Origin of the sequence: Pantoea ananatis LMG 2665, assembly GCF_000710035.2 — a bacterium.
GTDB lineage: Bacteria > Pseudomonadota > Gammaproteobacteria > Enterobacterales > Enterobacteriaceae > Pantoea > Pantoea ananatis.
In genome coordinates this window covers 778,420-792,677 of the sequence record NZ_JMJJ01000005.1, presented here as the reverse complement: position 1 = coordinate 792,677, position 14,258 = coordinate 778,420, and the positions used below count along the sequence as shown (strand labels likewise).

The window sequence follows — 14,258 nt, the reverse complement described above, 5'->3', positions numbered from 1 at the left end:
CTTTCGCCCTTATTTGGTGCAGAAACGCGGGAGCGATCACTGTTCCTGCATTTCTTGAACTAAAAGTTCACAACATCGCTTTTTCTCTGCGACATCACTGATATATTCCTTTCACAAACCCAGTCTTTTCGTCACCAAACGGGCGGCTGGGCAGACGGCAAAACTGTAGAACTGGCATGAAACATGCACAGGAAAAGGCAGTGTTCGTCGCAAACACACATCATGCATCACATAACAATAAGCAATTTACTTGAGGGTAATCTATGAAGAAGCGTGTTCTGGCTCTTTCTTTAATGTTGGGCCTGTCCAGTGCGGCCAGCGTATTTGCAGCAGTACCGACCTCGATTCGTGTCGGCACTGACCCAACATATCCGCCGTTTGAGTCGAAAAACGCGCAAGGACAGCTGGTTGGTTTTGATATCGACCTGGCTAACGAAATCTGTAAACGTATCCAGACCAAGTGTACCTATGTAGAAAGCGATTTTGATGCGCTGATTCCGTCGCTGAAAGCGAAGAAAATCGATGCCATCATCTCCTCGCTATCCATCACCGCTAAACGTCAGGAAGAGATTGCGTTCTCAGACAAACTGTATGCCGCTAACGCACGCTTAGTCGCGCCGAAAGGATCAAAAATCGAGCCGACGCCTGAGGCGCTGAAAGGCAAAAACATCGGCGTGCTGCAGGGCACTACTCAGGAAACCTACGCGAATGAGTACTGGCGTCCAAAAGGCGTAACCGTAACGCCTTATGCCAACCAGGATCTGGTCTATCAGGATCTGACCGCCGGCCGCATTGACGCCGCCTTCCAGGACGAAGTTCAGGCCGCCGAAGGCTTCCTGAAACAGCCTGTCGGTAAAAGCTATGCGTTCGCAGGTCCGGCCGTGAAAGACGATAAAATCTTCGGTGTCGGAACCGGTATGGGATTACGTAAAGACGATACCGAGTTGAAAGCGGCCATCGACAAAGCATTTGAATCAATGCGTAAAGACGGTACCTACGACAAAATTGCGAAGAAATACTTTAATTTCAACGTGTACGGTGACTGATCTGTCGTCCTCGCCTCTGTTGTTCGCATAACAGAATAAGCCCTGGGTTGTCCCGATCTCTCTGGTCGGAGCAACCCTGTGTCATCGGCTATGCGAGAACAGAAGCTGCGCTGCCCGTCTGCACGACGGCGCAGCGTCGTTTCCACCCCACGACAGGACCTTTTCCATGTTGTATGGCTACTCTGATGTCATTTTAAAAGGCACGCTGGTCACGCTTGAGCTCGCCCTGAGCTCGGTGCTGCTGGCGGTGATCCTGGGTCTGATTGGCGCAGGCGCGAAGCTGTCGCGCAATCGCCTGCTGTCACTGATTTTTGAGGGCTACACGACGCTGATTCGTGGCGTGCCCGACCTCGTTCTAATGCTGCTGATTTTCTACGGCCTGCAGATCGCTCTCAACCATCTCACCGATGCGCTTGGCCTGGCCCAGTTCGATATCGATCCCATGGTGGCCGGCATCATCACCCTGGGCTTTATCTATGGCGCCTATTTTACCGAAACCTTCCGTGGCGCCTTTATGGCGGTGCCAAAAGGGCAGATTGAAGCCGCCACGGCGTTTGGTTTTACCGGTTCGCAGGTTTTCCGCCGTATCCTGTTCCCGGCGATGATGCGCTACGCGCTGCCCGGCATCGGTAATAACTGGCAGGTGATCCTGAAAGCCACGGCGCTGGTTTCCCTGTTGGGGCTGGAGGATGTGGTAAAAGCCACGCAGCTGGCAGGTAAAAGCACCTGGCAGCCGTTTTATTTTGCTATCGTGGCGGGCGTGATTTATCTGGTCTTTACCACCTTGTCTAACGGCATTCTCTGGTGGCTCAATCGCCGCTACACGGTCGGCGTGAAGAGGGCGGAGCTATGATCGAGATTATTCACGAATACTGGAAGTCGCTGCTCTGGACAGACGGTTATCGCTTCACAGGCGTGGCGATTACGCTATGGCTGCTGATTGTCTCGGTCGTACTGGGCGGCTGCATGGCCGTGTTGCTGGCGATTGCGCGTGTATCACCCAATCGTTTTATTAGCCTGCCGGTGTGGCTCTTTACCTATGTGTTTCGCGGTACGCCACTCTATGTGCAACTGCTGGTGTTCTATTCCGGCATGTATACGCTGGAAATCGTGAAAGGCACAGAGCTACTGAATGCGTTTTTCCGCAGCGGCCTGAACTGTACGCTACTGGCATTTACCCTTAATACCTGCGCTTACACCACGGAAATTTTTGCCGGGGCGATTCGTGCCGTGCCACACGGTGAAATCGAAGCGGCGCGAGCCTATGGCTTCTCGACCTTTAAACTGTATCGCTGCATTATTTTGCCTTCTGCACTGCGCACGGCCTTACCGGTTTACAGCAACGAAGTCATACTGATGCTGCACTCTACCGCACTGGCCTTTACCGCAACCGTGCCTGATTTGCTGAAAATCGCCAGGGACATTAACGCGGCAACCTATCAGCCCTTTACCGCGTTCGGCATTGCGGCCGTGTTATACCTGATTATTTCTTACGTGCTGATTAGCCTGTTTCGTCTTGCGGAACGTCGTTGGCTGGCGCACGTGAAACCTTCTTCATCGCATTGAGTAAGACTATGGCTGATAACAAATTAAGCGTCACCGACCTGCATAAACGTTACGGTGAACATGAAGTATTAAAAGGTGTGTCATTGAACGCCAATGCGGGCGATGTCATCAGTATTATTGGCTCGTCGGGTTCCGGGAAAAGTACCTTTCTGCGCTGTATTAACTTCCTCGAAAAGCCGAGTGAAGGCACCATTGTGGTCAACAACACCGCTATTACCCTGGTACGCGATACGGACGGCCAACTGAAGGTGGCAGACAAGGAGCAGCTGCGCCTGCTTCGTACCCGTCTGACCATGGTCTTTCAGCATTTCAACCTGTGGAGCCACATGACGGTGCTGGAAAACGTTATGGAAGCGCCGATTCAGGTGCTAGGCCTGAGTAAAGCGCAGGCACGTGAGCGCGCGATTACCTATTTGAACAAGGTCGGCATCGACGAGCGGGCGCAGGGAAAATATCCCGTCCATCTCTCGGGAGGGCAGCAGCAGCGCGTCTCCATTGCCCGCGCGCTGGCGATGGAGCCGGAGGTGCTGTTATTTGATGAGCCCACCTCAGCCCTGGATCCTGAGCTGGTCGGTGAGGTGCTGCGTATTATGCAGAAGCTGGCCGAAGAGGGGAAAACCATGGTGGTGGTCACGCACGAAATGGAATTTGCCCGTCACGTCTCCAGCCACGTCATTTTCCTGCATCAGGGGAAAATTGAGGAGCAGGGGCCACCGGCTGAATTATTTGGTCAGCCCAAGAGCCCGCGCTTACAGCAGTTCCTGAAGGGATCGCTTAAGTAGGCAAGCTATCGGTTATTCAGCAGGCGCACGGCGGTGGCTTCATCGGTCACCAGGCCCGATATCCAGCCGCCGTTCAACGCCGCCTGAATAGCGGCATATTTTCGCTCCCCGCCGGCAAAGCCGATGATATTGCGCGTCGTCTGGCTTTCCAGCGCCACGCTGGTTAACAGCGCATCGGTTTCCCCTAACACGCGTTCGCCCTGCTGATTGAAGAAATGACCGAGCATTTCACCGACCACGCCGCGCGCATTCAGCGCCTGCACCTGGCTGTCTGTGATAAAGCCTTCGGCATGGAGCGGGCAGCCGGGATTGACCTCCCCAATTCCCAAAAAGGTGACGTGGGCCTGTCGTGCACGGTTGACCACGCGCTGATAGACCTGATGCTGGCACCACATCTGCTTATCGTCTGGGCTGTCGGCGAACAGCGGGGCGGGAATGAAGAAATACTTGCCCTGCATTTTTTCAGACAGCTTAAGCGGCACGTCGTAGCGGGTGCCTGAATCGTCGCGGGCGATGGCCCCAATCATGGAAACACAGTGATGCTGCGGTCGTTCAACCCAGGGAAGCGCATCAATAATGGCACGCAGGGTTTTTCCCGAACCGATGCCAAACACCTGCGGCTCGTCGTTATTGATAAACTGCGACATCACCTCTGCGCCTTCTACCGCCAGCATTTGCTGTATGGCATTGTCGTCCAGATCGCCGGAAGGCACCACGCGGCAGTGCTGCAGGCCAAATTTCTCCTGCACGTCGTGCGCCAGACGCAGGCAGTGCGTCACGGGGTGGGCGATCTTTACGCTGACCATGCCCATTTCACGCGCCCCGGAAATCAAACGCTGGGCCACCTGGCGCGACAATCCCAGTGCCCGGGCGATCTCCTGCTGTGTTAACCCAGCGACGTAATACATCCAGGCGGCACGCGCCGCCAACTCCTGTTTCTTCTCTTCTTTGTTCATTGCGCCATTCCCTTCTCTGCGGATCGCCATTTTATCGCGCAATCTGTTTAAAAGCCTATCAGGGCAAAAGCTCAATTAACGGGCCAATGTCTTAAATGTGAAATTAATCACAGAACCTCGACGTTACCTCTGATTAACATATGTGCATCGGGCAAATGCCCTTAATTTAAACAAATGCCTAAAGAGGTCATGATGACACCATCAGTTTGGATGCATATCGGCGCAGGCTCTTTCCATCGTGCCCATCAGGCATGGTATCTGCACCGCCTGATGCAGCAGGGCGACAGCCGCTGGCATATCGCGCTGGGCAATATCCGCGATGACGCAACGCCGTTACTGACGCAGCTAACCGCCCAGCAAGGGGAATATGTGCTGGAGACGGTCACGCCTGAGGGCGAGCGTCACTACGAGACCATTACCTCCATTCGGCAAATTCTGCCGTGGGACAAAGAGATCAGCGCGCTGGTGCAGCAGGGTGCCGATCCATGCACCCGGGTGATCGCCTTCACCGTGACCGAAGCGGGTTACTATTTAACACCGGAACATGAGCTTGACCTGCAGCAGCCCGATATCCAGGCGGATCTGAATGGCGAGGCGCGAACCTTGTATGGCGCGCTGGCGCGCATCCTGACGGCACGCGTCGTCAACGGTGGGGCGCCCGTGACCCTGTTGAACTGCGACAATCTGCGCCATAACGGTGAGCGTTTCCGTCAGGGTTTTTTGGCCTTCCTTGCGGCAAAAGGGGCAGATGAGCTGGCCGCCTGGGTGCGTGATAACACCACCTCGCCGAATACCATGGTGGATCGAATCACCCCGCGTCCCACGCCTGACGTCGCGGAGCGCGTTCAGGCGGCAACCGGTAAAGATGATGCGGTGCCGGTGATGGCGGAGTCCTTTATCCAGTGGGTGATCGAAGACGATTTTATTGCCGGGCGTCCGGCGCTGGAGCAGGTGGGCGTCGAGCTGGTCGAGTCGGTGTTGCCCTGGGAAGAAGCCAAGATTCGTATTCTCAACGCCACCCACAGCGCCATTGCCTGGGCGGGCACGCTTATCGGTTTGCTTTACATTGATGAAAGCACCCGGCAGAAAGCCATCCACCAGATGGCATGGGAATATGTCTCACAGGATGTCATACCTTCACTTTCACCCAGCCCGCTCAACCTGGCGGAGTATCGGGATGTTGTTCTGTCCCGCTTTAGCAATCCGTGGATAAAAGATACCAACCAACGGGTGGCGGCTGACGGTCTGTCAAAAATCCCCGCCATGGTGACGCCGACGCTGCGGGAATGCTATCAGCGCGGCACGCCGCCTGCGGCCAGCCTGGTGCTCCCGGCGCTGTTCTATCTGTTTTTGCAACGCTGGGCCAGTGGCGAGCTGCCTTATGACTATCAGGATGGCGTGCTGCAACCTGAAGTGGTACAGCAGTGGTTTGCCCATGCCGATCCGTTACAGGCTTATATGACCCAGACGTCCCTGTTTGCTGAGCTGGCCACATCACAGGATTTTCATGCGCGGCTTAGCACCACCGTCGCCGGGCTGGAAACGTGGCAAGTCCAGCCAGAACAACCGCTGGCCGTGGTTTAGGGGGCGAATATGTATCTGGGTATCGATATCGGCACCTCTGAGCTTAAAGCGCTGATCGTGAATGCGCAGGGCGAGATCGTGGCATCGGAACATGCCGCCCTGGCCGTGCAGCGCCCCCATCCGCACTGGGCAGAGCAGGACCCGCATGACTGGTGGCGCGCCTGCCATCAGGTCATCACGCGTCTGCGTCAGCAGGCACCTCTGGCCTGGTCTGCGATAGAGGCGATTGGGCTGTCAGGACAAATGCACGGAGCGGTGCTGCTGGATGAGCAGGGTGAGGTTTTACGGCCCTGCATTCTGTGGAATGACACACGCAGCGCGGCAGAATGCCACTGGCTGGGTCAGCATCATCCCGAAATCATGCACCTTAGCAGCAATATGATCATGCCGGGCTTCACGGCCCCAAAGCTGTGCTGGGTGGCCCGGCACGAGCCTGACTGCTTTCGTCGCATTAGCAAAGTGTTATTGCCAAAAGATTACCTGCGCTGGCGCCTGACCGGGCGCTTTGTCACCGATCCCTCGGATGCCGCGGGCACCTTATGGCTGGACGTCGCCAAACGCGACTGGTCAGCGGCACTGCTGGCCGCAACGGGAATGCGTCGTGACCAGATGCCTGCACTCGTCGAAGGGAATGCCGTCAGCGGCACGTTACGGCCGGCGATTGCCGACGAATGGGGGCTCTCCTCGTCGGTCATCATTGCAGGCGGCGGCGGGGATAATGCCACCTCGGCGGTTGGCGTGGGCGCCGTGAATCCTGGCGATGCGTTTATTTCACTTGGCACCTCTGGCGTCATCTTTGTGGTTAATGACCGGCTGCAGGCCGATCCGCAGTCAGGCGTGCACGCTTTCTGCCATGCGCTGCCTGACCGCTGGCACCAGATGAGCGTCATGCTCAGCGCCGCAAGCTGCCTGCGCTGGCTGTGCCAGTTGCTCTCGGTCAGTGAAAACCAACTGCTGGAAGAGATTGCTGCGTTGGGTCCGGCACAAAAACAGCAGGCCCCGCTTTTCTTGCCTTACCTCTCTGGAGAACGTACTCCGCACAACGATCCTGATGCGACGGGCGCGTTTTTTTATCTGCGGCACGAAACCCAGCGTGCCTTACTGGGCTATGCGGTGCTCGAAGGCGTAGCCTTTGGCCTGGCCGACGGCCTGACCGTCTTAGGGGAAGGACGGCGTGCCATTACCCAGTTCAGCCTGACCGGCGGCGGCGCGCGCAGCAGCCTGTGGGCGCAACTGATCGCCGATGTGCTGACGCTGCCTGTCGTGACGCATCCCGCCAGCGCATCCGGTGCACTGGGCGCGGCGCGCCTGGCCTGGCTGGCTGCGGGCGGTGATGAAGCGCAGGTGTGTCTTAAACCCCCGATACAGGCGCGCTTCCTGCCAAATCCTGAGGTTCGTCAGGGGCTGCAGCAACGGCTGGCTCAGTTCCGTGAGCTTTACCGTCAACACTCTCAGTCCCGTTCGCTGGCCTGATTAACCTGTAACCAAACAGAGAAGGACGATCGTCATGCACTCTACTGCGTACTGGTTTGGCTTGCCCAAACATCTGATCTGGGGATTTGTCGCCATCGCTGTTTTTATGGCAGGTGACGGTTTCGAGATGGCGTTCCTGTCACGCCATATTACCGATATGGGATTCACGCCGGGGCAGTCGGCGCTGGTGTTTACCTTTTACGGTTTAGCGGTGGCGCTGGCCGCCTGGGCATCCGGTGTGGTGGCGGAGCTGATTACGCCGCAGCGCGCTATGCTGATCGGTTTTATCTTGTGGGTTGTCATGCATGCCCTGTTTATGAGCCTGGGGCTGGGGATGCGCAATTATCCTCTTATGCTGCTGTTTTACGGTATCCGTGGCCTGGCCTATCCGCTGTTTATCTACTCATTTATGTTGCTGCTGGTGCAGGTGCTGCCACGGGAACGGCTGGCGGCTGCCACGGGCTGGTTCTGGGCGATGTATTCGGTAGGCATCGGCGTGGTCGGGAGCTATCTGCCCAGCCTGATCATTCCTTCCATTGGTGAAACCGGCACGCTCTGGCTGGCGATTGGCTGGGTAACCTGCGGCGGCTTGCTGGCCTATTTTAGCCTGCGCAACGTGCCGGTCGATCGTTCTCGCGTCAACTTACCCCTGCGGGAAAAAATGACGGAAATGTCGCGTGCGGTGACTATCCTGTTCACCAACCAGCATGTGTTTTACGCCTGTCTGATCCGCATTATTAATACGCTGTCGCTGTTTGGCTTTGCCATCATTATGCCGCTGCTGTTTGTGGATCGGCTTGGGTTTACGCTCTCAGAGTGGCTGCAGATTTGGGCGGTGTTCTTTTTCGTCACCATTTTTACCAATATCTTCTGGGGCATCATGGGTGAACGTATTGGCTGGATTCGCCAGGTGCGCTGGTTTGGCTGCCTCGGCATGGCGATCTCCAGCCTGGCGTTCTATTACCTGCCTGTCTATGCCGGTCACAATTTCCTGGTCGCCCTGATTCCTGCCGTGATGCTGGGCATTTTCGTGGCGGCCTTTGTGCCCATGACGGCGGTTTTCCCTACGCTGGAGCCCCATCATCAGGGCGCGGCCGTCTCGGTGTATAACCTGTCCGCAGGCATGAGCAATTTTGTTGCGCCCGCTATCGCCTCCATGATGCTGCCGTTCTTTGATATCGTCGGCGTGGTCTGGGCTTACACCTGCCTGTATGTGTTTGCCGGTGTGCTGACGTTTATCATCCGCGTACCGCAACCGAATCACGGCGCGCTGCGTTCCACGGTGAAGTCGAAAACCGCGGTCACCTCTCAGTAAAAAAGCGAAGGGGAGCGAGTGCTCCCCTGATCCTCAGCTTTTCACCACATCCTGTAATGCATTCTGCAGCTCATACCAGCGGAAGCGAAAACCCGACGCCTCCAGCCGTTTTGGCAGCACATGTTGCCCACCCAGCACCAGTACAGACGATTCTCCCATCATCAGCTTGATGGCACTGGCGGGCGTGCGCATGAAAGCCGGGCGGTGCATCACCTCACCCAGGGTAGCGGCAAACTGCTCATTGCGCACGGCATAGGGCGCAACCATGTTAAAAGGGCCGCTACAGGCATCATCGTCGAGCAGCCACAGAATGCCGCTGACCATGTCATCAATGTGGATCCACGGCATATACTGTTTGCCGCTGCCAATCGGGCCACCAATTCCCAGCTTAAACGGCAGCTTCATTTTACTCAACGCGCCGCCTTCTCGCGTCAGCACGACGCCGGTACGCAGCAGGCAGACGCGGGTGCGCTCACTCTGCGCGGTTAGCGCCAGCTGTTCCCAGCGCGCGCAAAGTTCGTGGGTGAACTCGTTCTGTCCGGGATCGTCCTCGGTTAATACCACGTCGCCCGTGTTGCCATAAAAGCCCGTTGCCGATCCCGAAATCAAGACGCGCGGTGGCGTGGTACTGGCGTTAATCAGGGAGGCAATGCGCTCCGTTATCTGCCAGCGGCTCTCGCACAGTTGCCGTTTGTGGGCCTCTGTCCAGCGTTTATCCGCGATGGGTTCACCGGCCAGGTTGATAACGGCATCCACGCCATTCAGCGAGTGCTGTTGCGCCAGGCCTGACCAGAGCGCGATATCTTCCCCCAGCATGTCTCGTGCAGCGGCAACGTCGCGCGTGACCACGCTGACCGTGTCGCCACGCTGTTGCAGACGTGGAATAAGATGGCGGCCAATAAGCCCGGTTCCACCGGTAATTAAGATATGCATAGTGCGGCTCCGTCTGAATTTTTATTTTTTGCTTACTTCATCATAGAAGAGTCGTACCCGTGTGGCGTGAGCCGCTTCGTAATTTAGTCAGTTGAGCGCAAACATCGGACCAGCGCCTGGTTGTTTTCAGAAATAAAAATCGGTAAAGATGATGCACCCCTGTCAGCTATTTGAGGTAGCAGATGAATTACCCCTCCATCACCCTGTGGTCAGATTCATCTTTCTTTAGTCCTTATGTCATGTCGGCTTATGTTGCGCTCAGCGAAAAAGGGGTGCCTTTTAGCGTAAAGCGTATCGATTTATCGCAAAACCAGCAGCGTGCTGAGGCCTATCGCGATCTGTCCTTAACCTGCCGCGTCCCGACCTTACAGGTCGATGACTTTATGCTGAGTGAATCATCGGCCATCTGCGAATACCTCGAAGAGCGTTTTGCTGCCCCTGAATTTGAACGCCTCTATCCCAAAGATCGCGAGAAACGCGCCCGCGCCCGGCAAATTCAGGCCTGGCTGCGCAGCGATCTGATGCCCATTCGCCAGGAGCGCCCTACCGAGGTGTTATTTGCCGGTGAGCGCTTTGCGCCCTTGTCGCCTGCAGCCGTTGAGGCCGCCGAAAAACTGATTGCCGCTGTTCAGCGCCTGTTGCCAGAACGTCAGCAAAATTTATTTGGTGAGTGGTGCATTGCAGATACCGATTTGGCTGTCATGCTTAATCGACTGGCGCTGCATGGCGATACCTTGCCTGCACGTTTGCAGCACTATGCTGAGTTTCAATGGCAGCGGGCATCAGTACAGTTATGGCTAACGGAAAGCGGCAAAAATCGCTAGCGATCGGCGCTTGCTCAAGTTGTCATAAGTGATTACCTTACGACACACTATGATATAGGTGTGGCAAACAGCGCGTGCATAAAGACACGCTAAACAGGAAAGGGTTACGGATGGTGGATCAAACTGCTGGTGGCGAAATCGAATGGGTCGATATCGTAAGCGAAGAGAATGAAGTCGTTGCACAGGCCACGCGTGCGCAGATGCGCGCGCAATGCTTACGTCACCGCGCGACCTATATCGTGGTTCATGACGGTATGGGGAAAATACTGGTTCAGCGCCGTACTGAAATCAAAGATTTTATGCCAGGCAAACTGGATGCGACGGCTGGCGGCGTAGTGCAGAGTGGCGAAGACATGCTTGAATCGGCGCGGCGTGAAGCCGAAGAGGAGCTGGGCATTGCGGATGTGCCTTTTGCAGAACATGGCAAATTCTATTTTGAAGATGAGCATTGCCGCGTCTGGGGGGGATTATTCAGCTGTGTGTCGCACGGCCCCTTTGCTATGCAGGAAGAAGAAGTGGATGAAATTTTCTGGATGACCCCGGATGAAATCACCGCCCGCTGTGATGAGTTTACCGATGATTCACTCAAAGCCTTATCCCTTTGGCTGAGCCGCAACAACGAAAACAGTCACTGATACCTTCTGTTAGCTTTGCGGGCGGTCGTGGCCGTTCGCAAAGCGGGCACGCGGCGTTGATCGCCGCCTCATTCGCCTGATGATCAACTTCCCGCCTTTTGTCGATCGCTCGCCGTGCCAGGGCACACCTTGCGCAGCCGCGTCGGACAGGGCGCATGTAACTATTCGACCTGCCAGAATGAGAAAGCGGCTATGAGTCAACGTCGCGCGTCATCTTCAGCGCCAGGTGAAGAGGCGCAGGGCACATAGGTCACCATTCTCAGCCCCGGAAAGTCGTGCAGATAAAAACTGTGATAACGCCAGGTTTTCAGCGCGCCCCCTTCAGCTGAGAACTGCTTGATGCCTTCATTGCCGCTGATGACCCGATACTGGTCCCACAGCGCTTTGAAATCGCTGTTCTGCAGCAGTTGGCTGATCCTGGCCTGGAACCGGGGATGGCCGTTTTCCAGATCGACACGGACGCGAAAACGCGCAACCAGCTTTTCTGCTTCATCGTGCCAGCGTTCGCCAAAGTTTATGCGCGCTGCGGGATGATTAAACATAAACCATAAGATATTGCGGTATTCGGGCATCAGGTCGTCAAAATCGGTCAGCAGCGTCGCAAGCGGCGCATTCCAGCACAAAACATCCAGCAGCGTATTGGTGATGTAGGTAGGAAGCGGCTGCTGCTGAACGATAAGCTGAAGCGAAGAAGGCAGGTTGCTGGTGATGTCAGTCGTCGCTATCTCTGCTGCCAGCCTGTGCAGGTGTTGCGCCTGGTCGTCGCTCATTGACAGCGCATCTGCCAGCCTTTCCAGCGTCTCGTGGGTCACGGCATTGGCCCGGCCCTGTTCAATGCGCGTGTACCAGTCAACGCTGATGCCCGCGCGTTCAGCCACTTCTTCCCGACGTAACCCCGGCGTGCGCCTCGGTTTACTGGACTGAATTTTGGCTTTCTCAGGCGAGGTCGTTTCTCTGACCGTTCGAAGAAACAGACCCACATTCTTATTAAGTGACATGTTTTCTCTCTGACTGGGCGTGGCGGGTCCTGGGATAAGGCAGACACTGAATAACCCCTTTTAGGCGCTCTAGACTACAACCTCCTGTGATAGGTGAGGAGAGAAAAATGAAAGCTGTCGTTCTGAAAGCGTGGGGCGAACCCCTGGTTTATTCGGATGTGCCCGAACCGGTTTGCGGTTCAGGTGAGGTCCTTGTCGAGGTTGTCGCTGCCCCAGTGCTGAGTTACACCAATGAGGTATTTTCCGGCCAGCGCCATTATTTACTGGATCTGCCCGCCATACCGGGCTGCGGTGCCGTGGGAAAAGTGCTGGAAACCGGCCCGGACGCGACCCAACTGAAAAAAGGGATGTGGGTTTTTTGCGATCCTACCGTCAGATCGCGCGACAGTGCGTTAATGCCTGACATCGTTCTGCAGGGCTGGAGTGCACGCGGTGGAGGCGGCCTGGCACTGCAGCAATATCATCGTAACGGATCCTTTGCCGAAAAAATCCGCATTCCCACCGAGAATGCCTTACCGCTGGGCGAGATGGCCCTAGATGATGCCAGGGCCTGGTGCGTGGTTAATACACTGCTTATCGCCTATGGCGGATTGCAGGCTGGTCGGTTTGAGCCGGGGGAAACCTTGCTGGTGAGCGGCGCAACTGGCAATTTTGGCAGTAGTGCCGTGGCTATTGCGTTGGCCATGGGTGCAGGCAAGGTCATTGCGACGGGGCGCAATACGGCGATACTGCAGGATCTGGTTGCGCGCTTTGGTCCACGGGTTATTCCGGTGCGCCTGACAGGGGATGAGCAGACGGATCTCGCAGCCTGTCAGGCGGCGGGCGGCTTTATCGATATGGTGCTGGATTTTCTTCCGCCCGCCGCGCCAGCCTCTGCGGTGCGTACGGCGGTCATGAGCGTTCGGCCTTACGGACGGGCGGTGTTAATGGGCGGCGTCGGGATGTTGGGCGGAGAACCGCTGTCTCTGCCTTATCCCTGGATCATGCGTAACCTGGTGACGATCAAAGGGCAGTGGATGTACGAACGTGCCGACAGCCATAAATTAATTCAGTTGATTCAGCAGGGGCAGTTCGATCTTCACCACTGGACGATAACGCCGTTTACGCTCAACGACGTGGCGCGTGCCGTAGAACATGCGGCACAGCATGCTGGCCCGTTTCAACAAACTGTGGTGGTACCGCCCGTTCAGCCCCTGACGTGATTTTGCCCATGACCAGGCTGACAGGGGCTGGGTGCGCACTGTCCAGATCAGACAACCGCCCACACGTTAACCCTGTGGGCGGTTTAACAACCTGAACCGGTTTGCTGACTGTTATCTAAACCGGCTGTGGCTGGCGCATCTTTTCCCCGCGCCGCCGCAGGACTTCCATGACGATCAGTAACAGGAGCGAAGCCGCAATCATGATTGTGGCGGCGGCCGCGATAGTGGGATCGAGGTTTTCACGAATACCGGCAAACATTTGAATCGGCAGCGTCCGCTGCGTTGGGCTGGCAAGAAACAGCGTCACGACAACTTCATCAAATGAGGTGGCAAACGCGAACAGTGCCCCGGAAAAAACGCCCGGTGCAATCAGCGGCAGGGTGACTTTTCGAAACGCCAGCAGCGGAGAGGCACCGAGGCTGGCAGCGGCCCGCGTCAGATTGGTGTCGTAGCTTTTCAGTACGGCGACCACTGTGATCACCACAAAAGGAACGCCCAACAGGGCATGGGCTAACACCAGCCCGAGGTAGCTGTTCAGCAGTGACAGTTTGGCAAAGAAGAAAAACATGCCAACGGCGATGATCACGACGGGCGCCACCATGGGAGAGATAATGATTGCCATCACCAGACCTTTGCCGCGAAACTCGCCGCGCACCAGGCCCATGGCGGCCAGCACGCCCAGTACGCTAGCCAGTAGCGTGGCTAGCGGCGCAACCAGCAGGCTGTTCATTAACGCACCTATCCACTCCTTCGAGTGAAAAAAGGCCTCGTACCAGCGCAGCGAAAAGCCACTTAGCGGATAGCTCAGAAACGAACTTTCGTTAAACGACAGCGGCACAATGACCAGAACAGGCACAATCAAAAACAGCAGTGCCGCTGCGCCGTAAAAATTAAACAGGTAACGCCAGACCCGCAGCAACGTCGAACCTTGTTGTTTCATCATT

The 14,258-nt window shown here is 56.3% G+C and carries 14 protein-coding genes; 10 read left to right on the top strand and 4 right to left on the bottom strand.

Going from position 1 to position 14,258, the window contains the following annotated elements; genetic code table 11:
* The first annotated feature begins 263 nt into the window (after nucleotides 1-263).
* The 4 genes from argT to hisP all read left to right on the top strand — a co-directional run bounded on the left by argT (nucleotide 264) and on the right by hisP (nucleotide 3,394).
* Entirely contained in the window at nucleotides 264-1,046 is a 783-nt protein-coding gene (gene argT / locus EL29_RS11460; RefSeq protein WP_014594186.1) for a lysine/arginine/ornithine ABC transporter substrate-binding protein ArgT, read from the top strand.
* Nucleotides 1,047-1,212: 166 nt separating this feature from the next.
* Complete coding sequence (locus EL29_RS11455) at nucleotides 1,213-1,899, top strand: histidine ABC transporter permease HisQ (RefSeq protein ID WP_014594185.1); 687 nt, start codon at nucleotides 1,213-1,215, stop codon at nucleotides 1,897-1,899.
* A complete protein-coding gene (locus tag EL29_RS11450; protein WP_014594184.1) occupies nucleotides 1,896-2,612 on the top strand; it encodes an ABC transporter permease in 717 nt (238 codons plus the stop codon). Before EL29_RS11455 ends, EL29_RS11450 begins: the two co-directional genes overlap by 4 nt.
* Before the next feature lie 8 nt (nucleotides 2,613-2,620).
* A complete protein-coding gene (hisP, locus tag EL29_RS11445; RefSeq protein ID WP_019106010.1) occupies nucleotides 2,621-3,394 on the top strand; it encodes a histidine ABC transporter ATP-binding protein HisP in 774 nt (257 codons plus the stop codon).
* Nucleotides 3,395-3,399: 5 nt separating this feature from the next.
* On the opposite strand, the gene EL29_RS11440 is transcribed toward hisP, so the two are convergent.
* The gene (locus EL29_RS11440; RefSeq protein WP_022623441.1) at nucleotides 3,400-4,350 is read right to left on the bottom strand and encodes a sugar-binding transcriptional regulator; all 951 of its coding nucleotides are present in this window, start codon (nucleotides 4,348-4,350) and stop codon (nucleotides 3,400-3,402) included.
* A 192-nt stretch (nucleotides 4,351-4,542) separates the two neighbouring features.
* Between EL29_RS11440 and dalD the strand changes: the two genes are divergently transcribed.
* From dalD to EL29_RS11425, 3 genes are read left to right on the top strand one after another with little or no spacing between them, the layout of a single operon-like run.
* A complete protein-coding gene (dalD, locus tag EL29_RS11435) occupies nucleotides 4,543-5,934 on the top strand; it encodes a D-arabinitol 4-dehydrogenase (RefSeq protein ID WP_028715410.1) in 1,392 nt (463 codons plus the stop codon).
* Nucleotides 5,935-5,943: 9 nt separating this feature from the next.
* Nucleotides 5,944-7,407 carry a xylulokinase gene (xylB, locus tag EL29_RS11430; protein ID WP_028715409.1) on the top strand — a complete coding sequence of 488 codons (1,464 nt, stop codon included), beginning with the start codon at nucleotides 5,944-5,946 and terminating at the stop codon, nucleotides 7,405-7,407.
* 34 nt (nucleotides 7,408-7,441) lie between these two features.
* Nucleotides 7,442-8,722 carry an MFS transporter gene (locus tag EL29_RS11425; RefSeq protein ID WP_013026533.1) on the top strand — a complete coding sequence of 427 codons (1,281 nt, stop codon included), beginning with the start codon at nucleotides 7,442-7,444 and terminating at the stop codon, nucleotides 8,720-8,722.
* A 33-nt stretch (nucleotides 8,723-8,755) separates the two neighbouring features.
* On the opposite strand, the gene EL29_RS11420 is transcribed toward EL29_RS11425, so the two are convergent.
* Nucleotides 8,756-9,655 carry a TIGR01777 family oxidoreductase gene (locus EL29_RS11420; RefSeq protein WP_028715408.1) on the bottom strand — a complete coding sequence of 300 codons (900 nt, stop codon included), beginning with the start codon at nucleotides 9,653-9,655 and terminating at the stop codon, nucleotides 8,756-8,758.
* Nucleotides 9,656-9,837: 182 nt separating this feature from the next.
* Between EL29_RS11420 and yfcF the strand changes: the two genes are divergently transcribed.
* Together yfcF and yfcD are read left to right on the top strand one after the other, a co-directional pair.
* Nucleotides 9,838-10,479 carry a glutathione transferase gene (gene yfcF, locus EL29_RS11415; protein ID WP_015699839.1) on the top strand — a complete coding sequence of 214 codons (642 nt, stop codon included), beginning with the start codon at nucleotides 9,838-9,840 and terminating at the stop codon, nucleotides 10,477-10,479.
* A 110-nt stretch (nucleotides 10,480-10,589) separates the two neighbouring features.
* Nucleotides 10,590-11,114, top strand: coding sequence for an NUDIX hydrolase YfcD (gene yfcD / locus EL29_RS11410; protein ID WP_014594178.1), 525 nt, complete (start codon nucleotides 10,590-10,592; stop codon nucleotides 11,112-11,114).
* 197 nt (nucleotides 11,115-11,311) lie between these two features.
* On the opposite strand, the gene EL29_RS11405 is transcribed toward yfcD, so the two are convergent.
* Nucleotides 11,312-12,112 (bottom strand): helix-turn-helix transcriptional regulator, encoded by an 801-nt coding sequence (locus EL29_RS11405; RefSeq protein ID WP_014594177.1) that lies wholly within the window; start codon nucleotides 12,110-12,112, stop codon nucleotides 11,312-11,314.
* A gap of 107 nt (nucleotides 12,113-12,219) precedes the next feature.
* Here EL29_RS11405 and EL29_RS11400 point away from each other — a divergent pair, with 107 nt between their 5' ends.
* On the top strand, nucleotides 12,220-13,314 hold the full coding sequence (locus EL29_RS11400; protein WP_028715407.1) for a quinone oxidoreductase family protein: 1,095 nt from the start codon (nucleotides 12,220-12,222) through the stop codon (nucleotides 13,312-13,314).
* 115 nt (nucleotides 13,315-13,429) lie between these two features.
* Here EL29_RS11400 and EL29_RS11395 read toward each other — a convergent pair whose 3' ends face one another.
* Entirely contained in the window at nucleotides 13,430-14,254 is an 825-nt protein-coding gene (locus EL29_RS11395) for an ABC transporter permease (protein WP_014605373.1), read from the bottom strand.
* Between the last annotated feature and the right edge of the window lie 4 nt (nucleotides 14,255-14,258).

What these genes read in the sequence shown, in the direction of transcription:
- EL29_RS11455 (WP_014594185.1), top strand. Translation starts at nt 1,213, where the DNA reads ATGTTGTATGGCTACTCTGATGTCATTTTAAAAGGCACGCTGGTCACG.
- EL29_RS11425 (WP_013026533.1), top strand. Translation starts at nt 7,442, where the DNA reads ATGCACTCTACTGCGTACTGGTTTGGCTTGCCCAAACATCTGATCTGG.
- EL29_RS11450 (WP_014594184.1), top strand. Translation starts at nt 1,896, where the DNA reads ATGATCGAGATTATTCACGAATACTGGAAGTCGCTGCTCTGGACAGAC.
- hisP (WP_019106010.1), top strand. Translation starts at nt 2,621, where the DNA reads ATGGCTGATAACAAATTAAGCGTCACCGACCTGCATAAACGTTACGGT.
- dalD (WP_028715410.1), top strand. Translation starts at nt 4,543, where the DNA reads ATGACACCATCAGTTTGGATGCATATCGGCGCAGGCTCTTTCCATCGT.
- EL29_RS11405 (WP_014594177.1), bottom strand. Translation starts at nt 12,112, where the DNA reads ATGTCACTTAATAAGAATGTGGGTCTGTTTCTTCGAACGGTCAGAGAA.
- EL29_RS11400 (WP_028715407.1), top strand. Translation starts at nt 12,220, where the DNA reads ATGAAAGCTGTCGTTCTGAAAGCGTGGGGCGAACCCCTGGTTTATTCG.
- xylB (WP_028715409.1), top strand. Translation starts at nt 5,944, where the DNA reads ATGTATCTGGGTATCGATATCGGCACCTCTGAGCTTAAAGCGCTGATC.
- yfcD (WP_014594178.1), top strand. Translation starts at nt 10,590, where the DNA reads ATGGTGGATCAAACTGCTGGTGGCGAAATCGAATGGGTCGATATCGTA.
- EL29_RS11420 (WP_028715408.1), bottom strand. Translation starts at nt 9,655, where the DNA reads ATGCATATCTTAATTACCGGTGGAACCGGGCTTATTGGCCGCCATCTT.
- EL29_RS11395 (WP_014605373.1), bottom strand. Translation starts at nt 14,254, where the DNA reads ATGAAACAACAAGGTTCGACGTTGCTGCGGGTCTGGCGTTACCTGTTT.
- yfcF (WP_015699839.1), top strand. Translation starts at nt 9,838, where the DNA reads ATGAATTACCCCTCCATCACCCTGTGGTCAGATTCATCTTTCTTTAGT.
- argT (WP_014594186.1), top strand. Translation starts at nt 264, where the DNA reads ATGAAGAAGCGTGTTCTGGCTCTTTCTTTAATGTTGGGCCTGTCCAGT.
- EL29_RS11440 (WP_022623441.1), bottom strand. Translation starts at nt 4,350, where the DNA reads ATGAACAAAGAAGAGAAGAAACAGGAGTTGGCGGCGCGTGCCGCCTGG.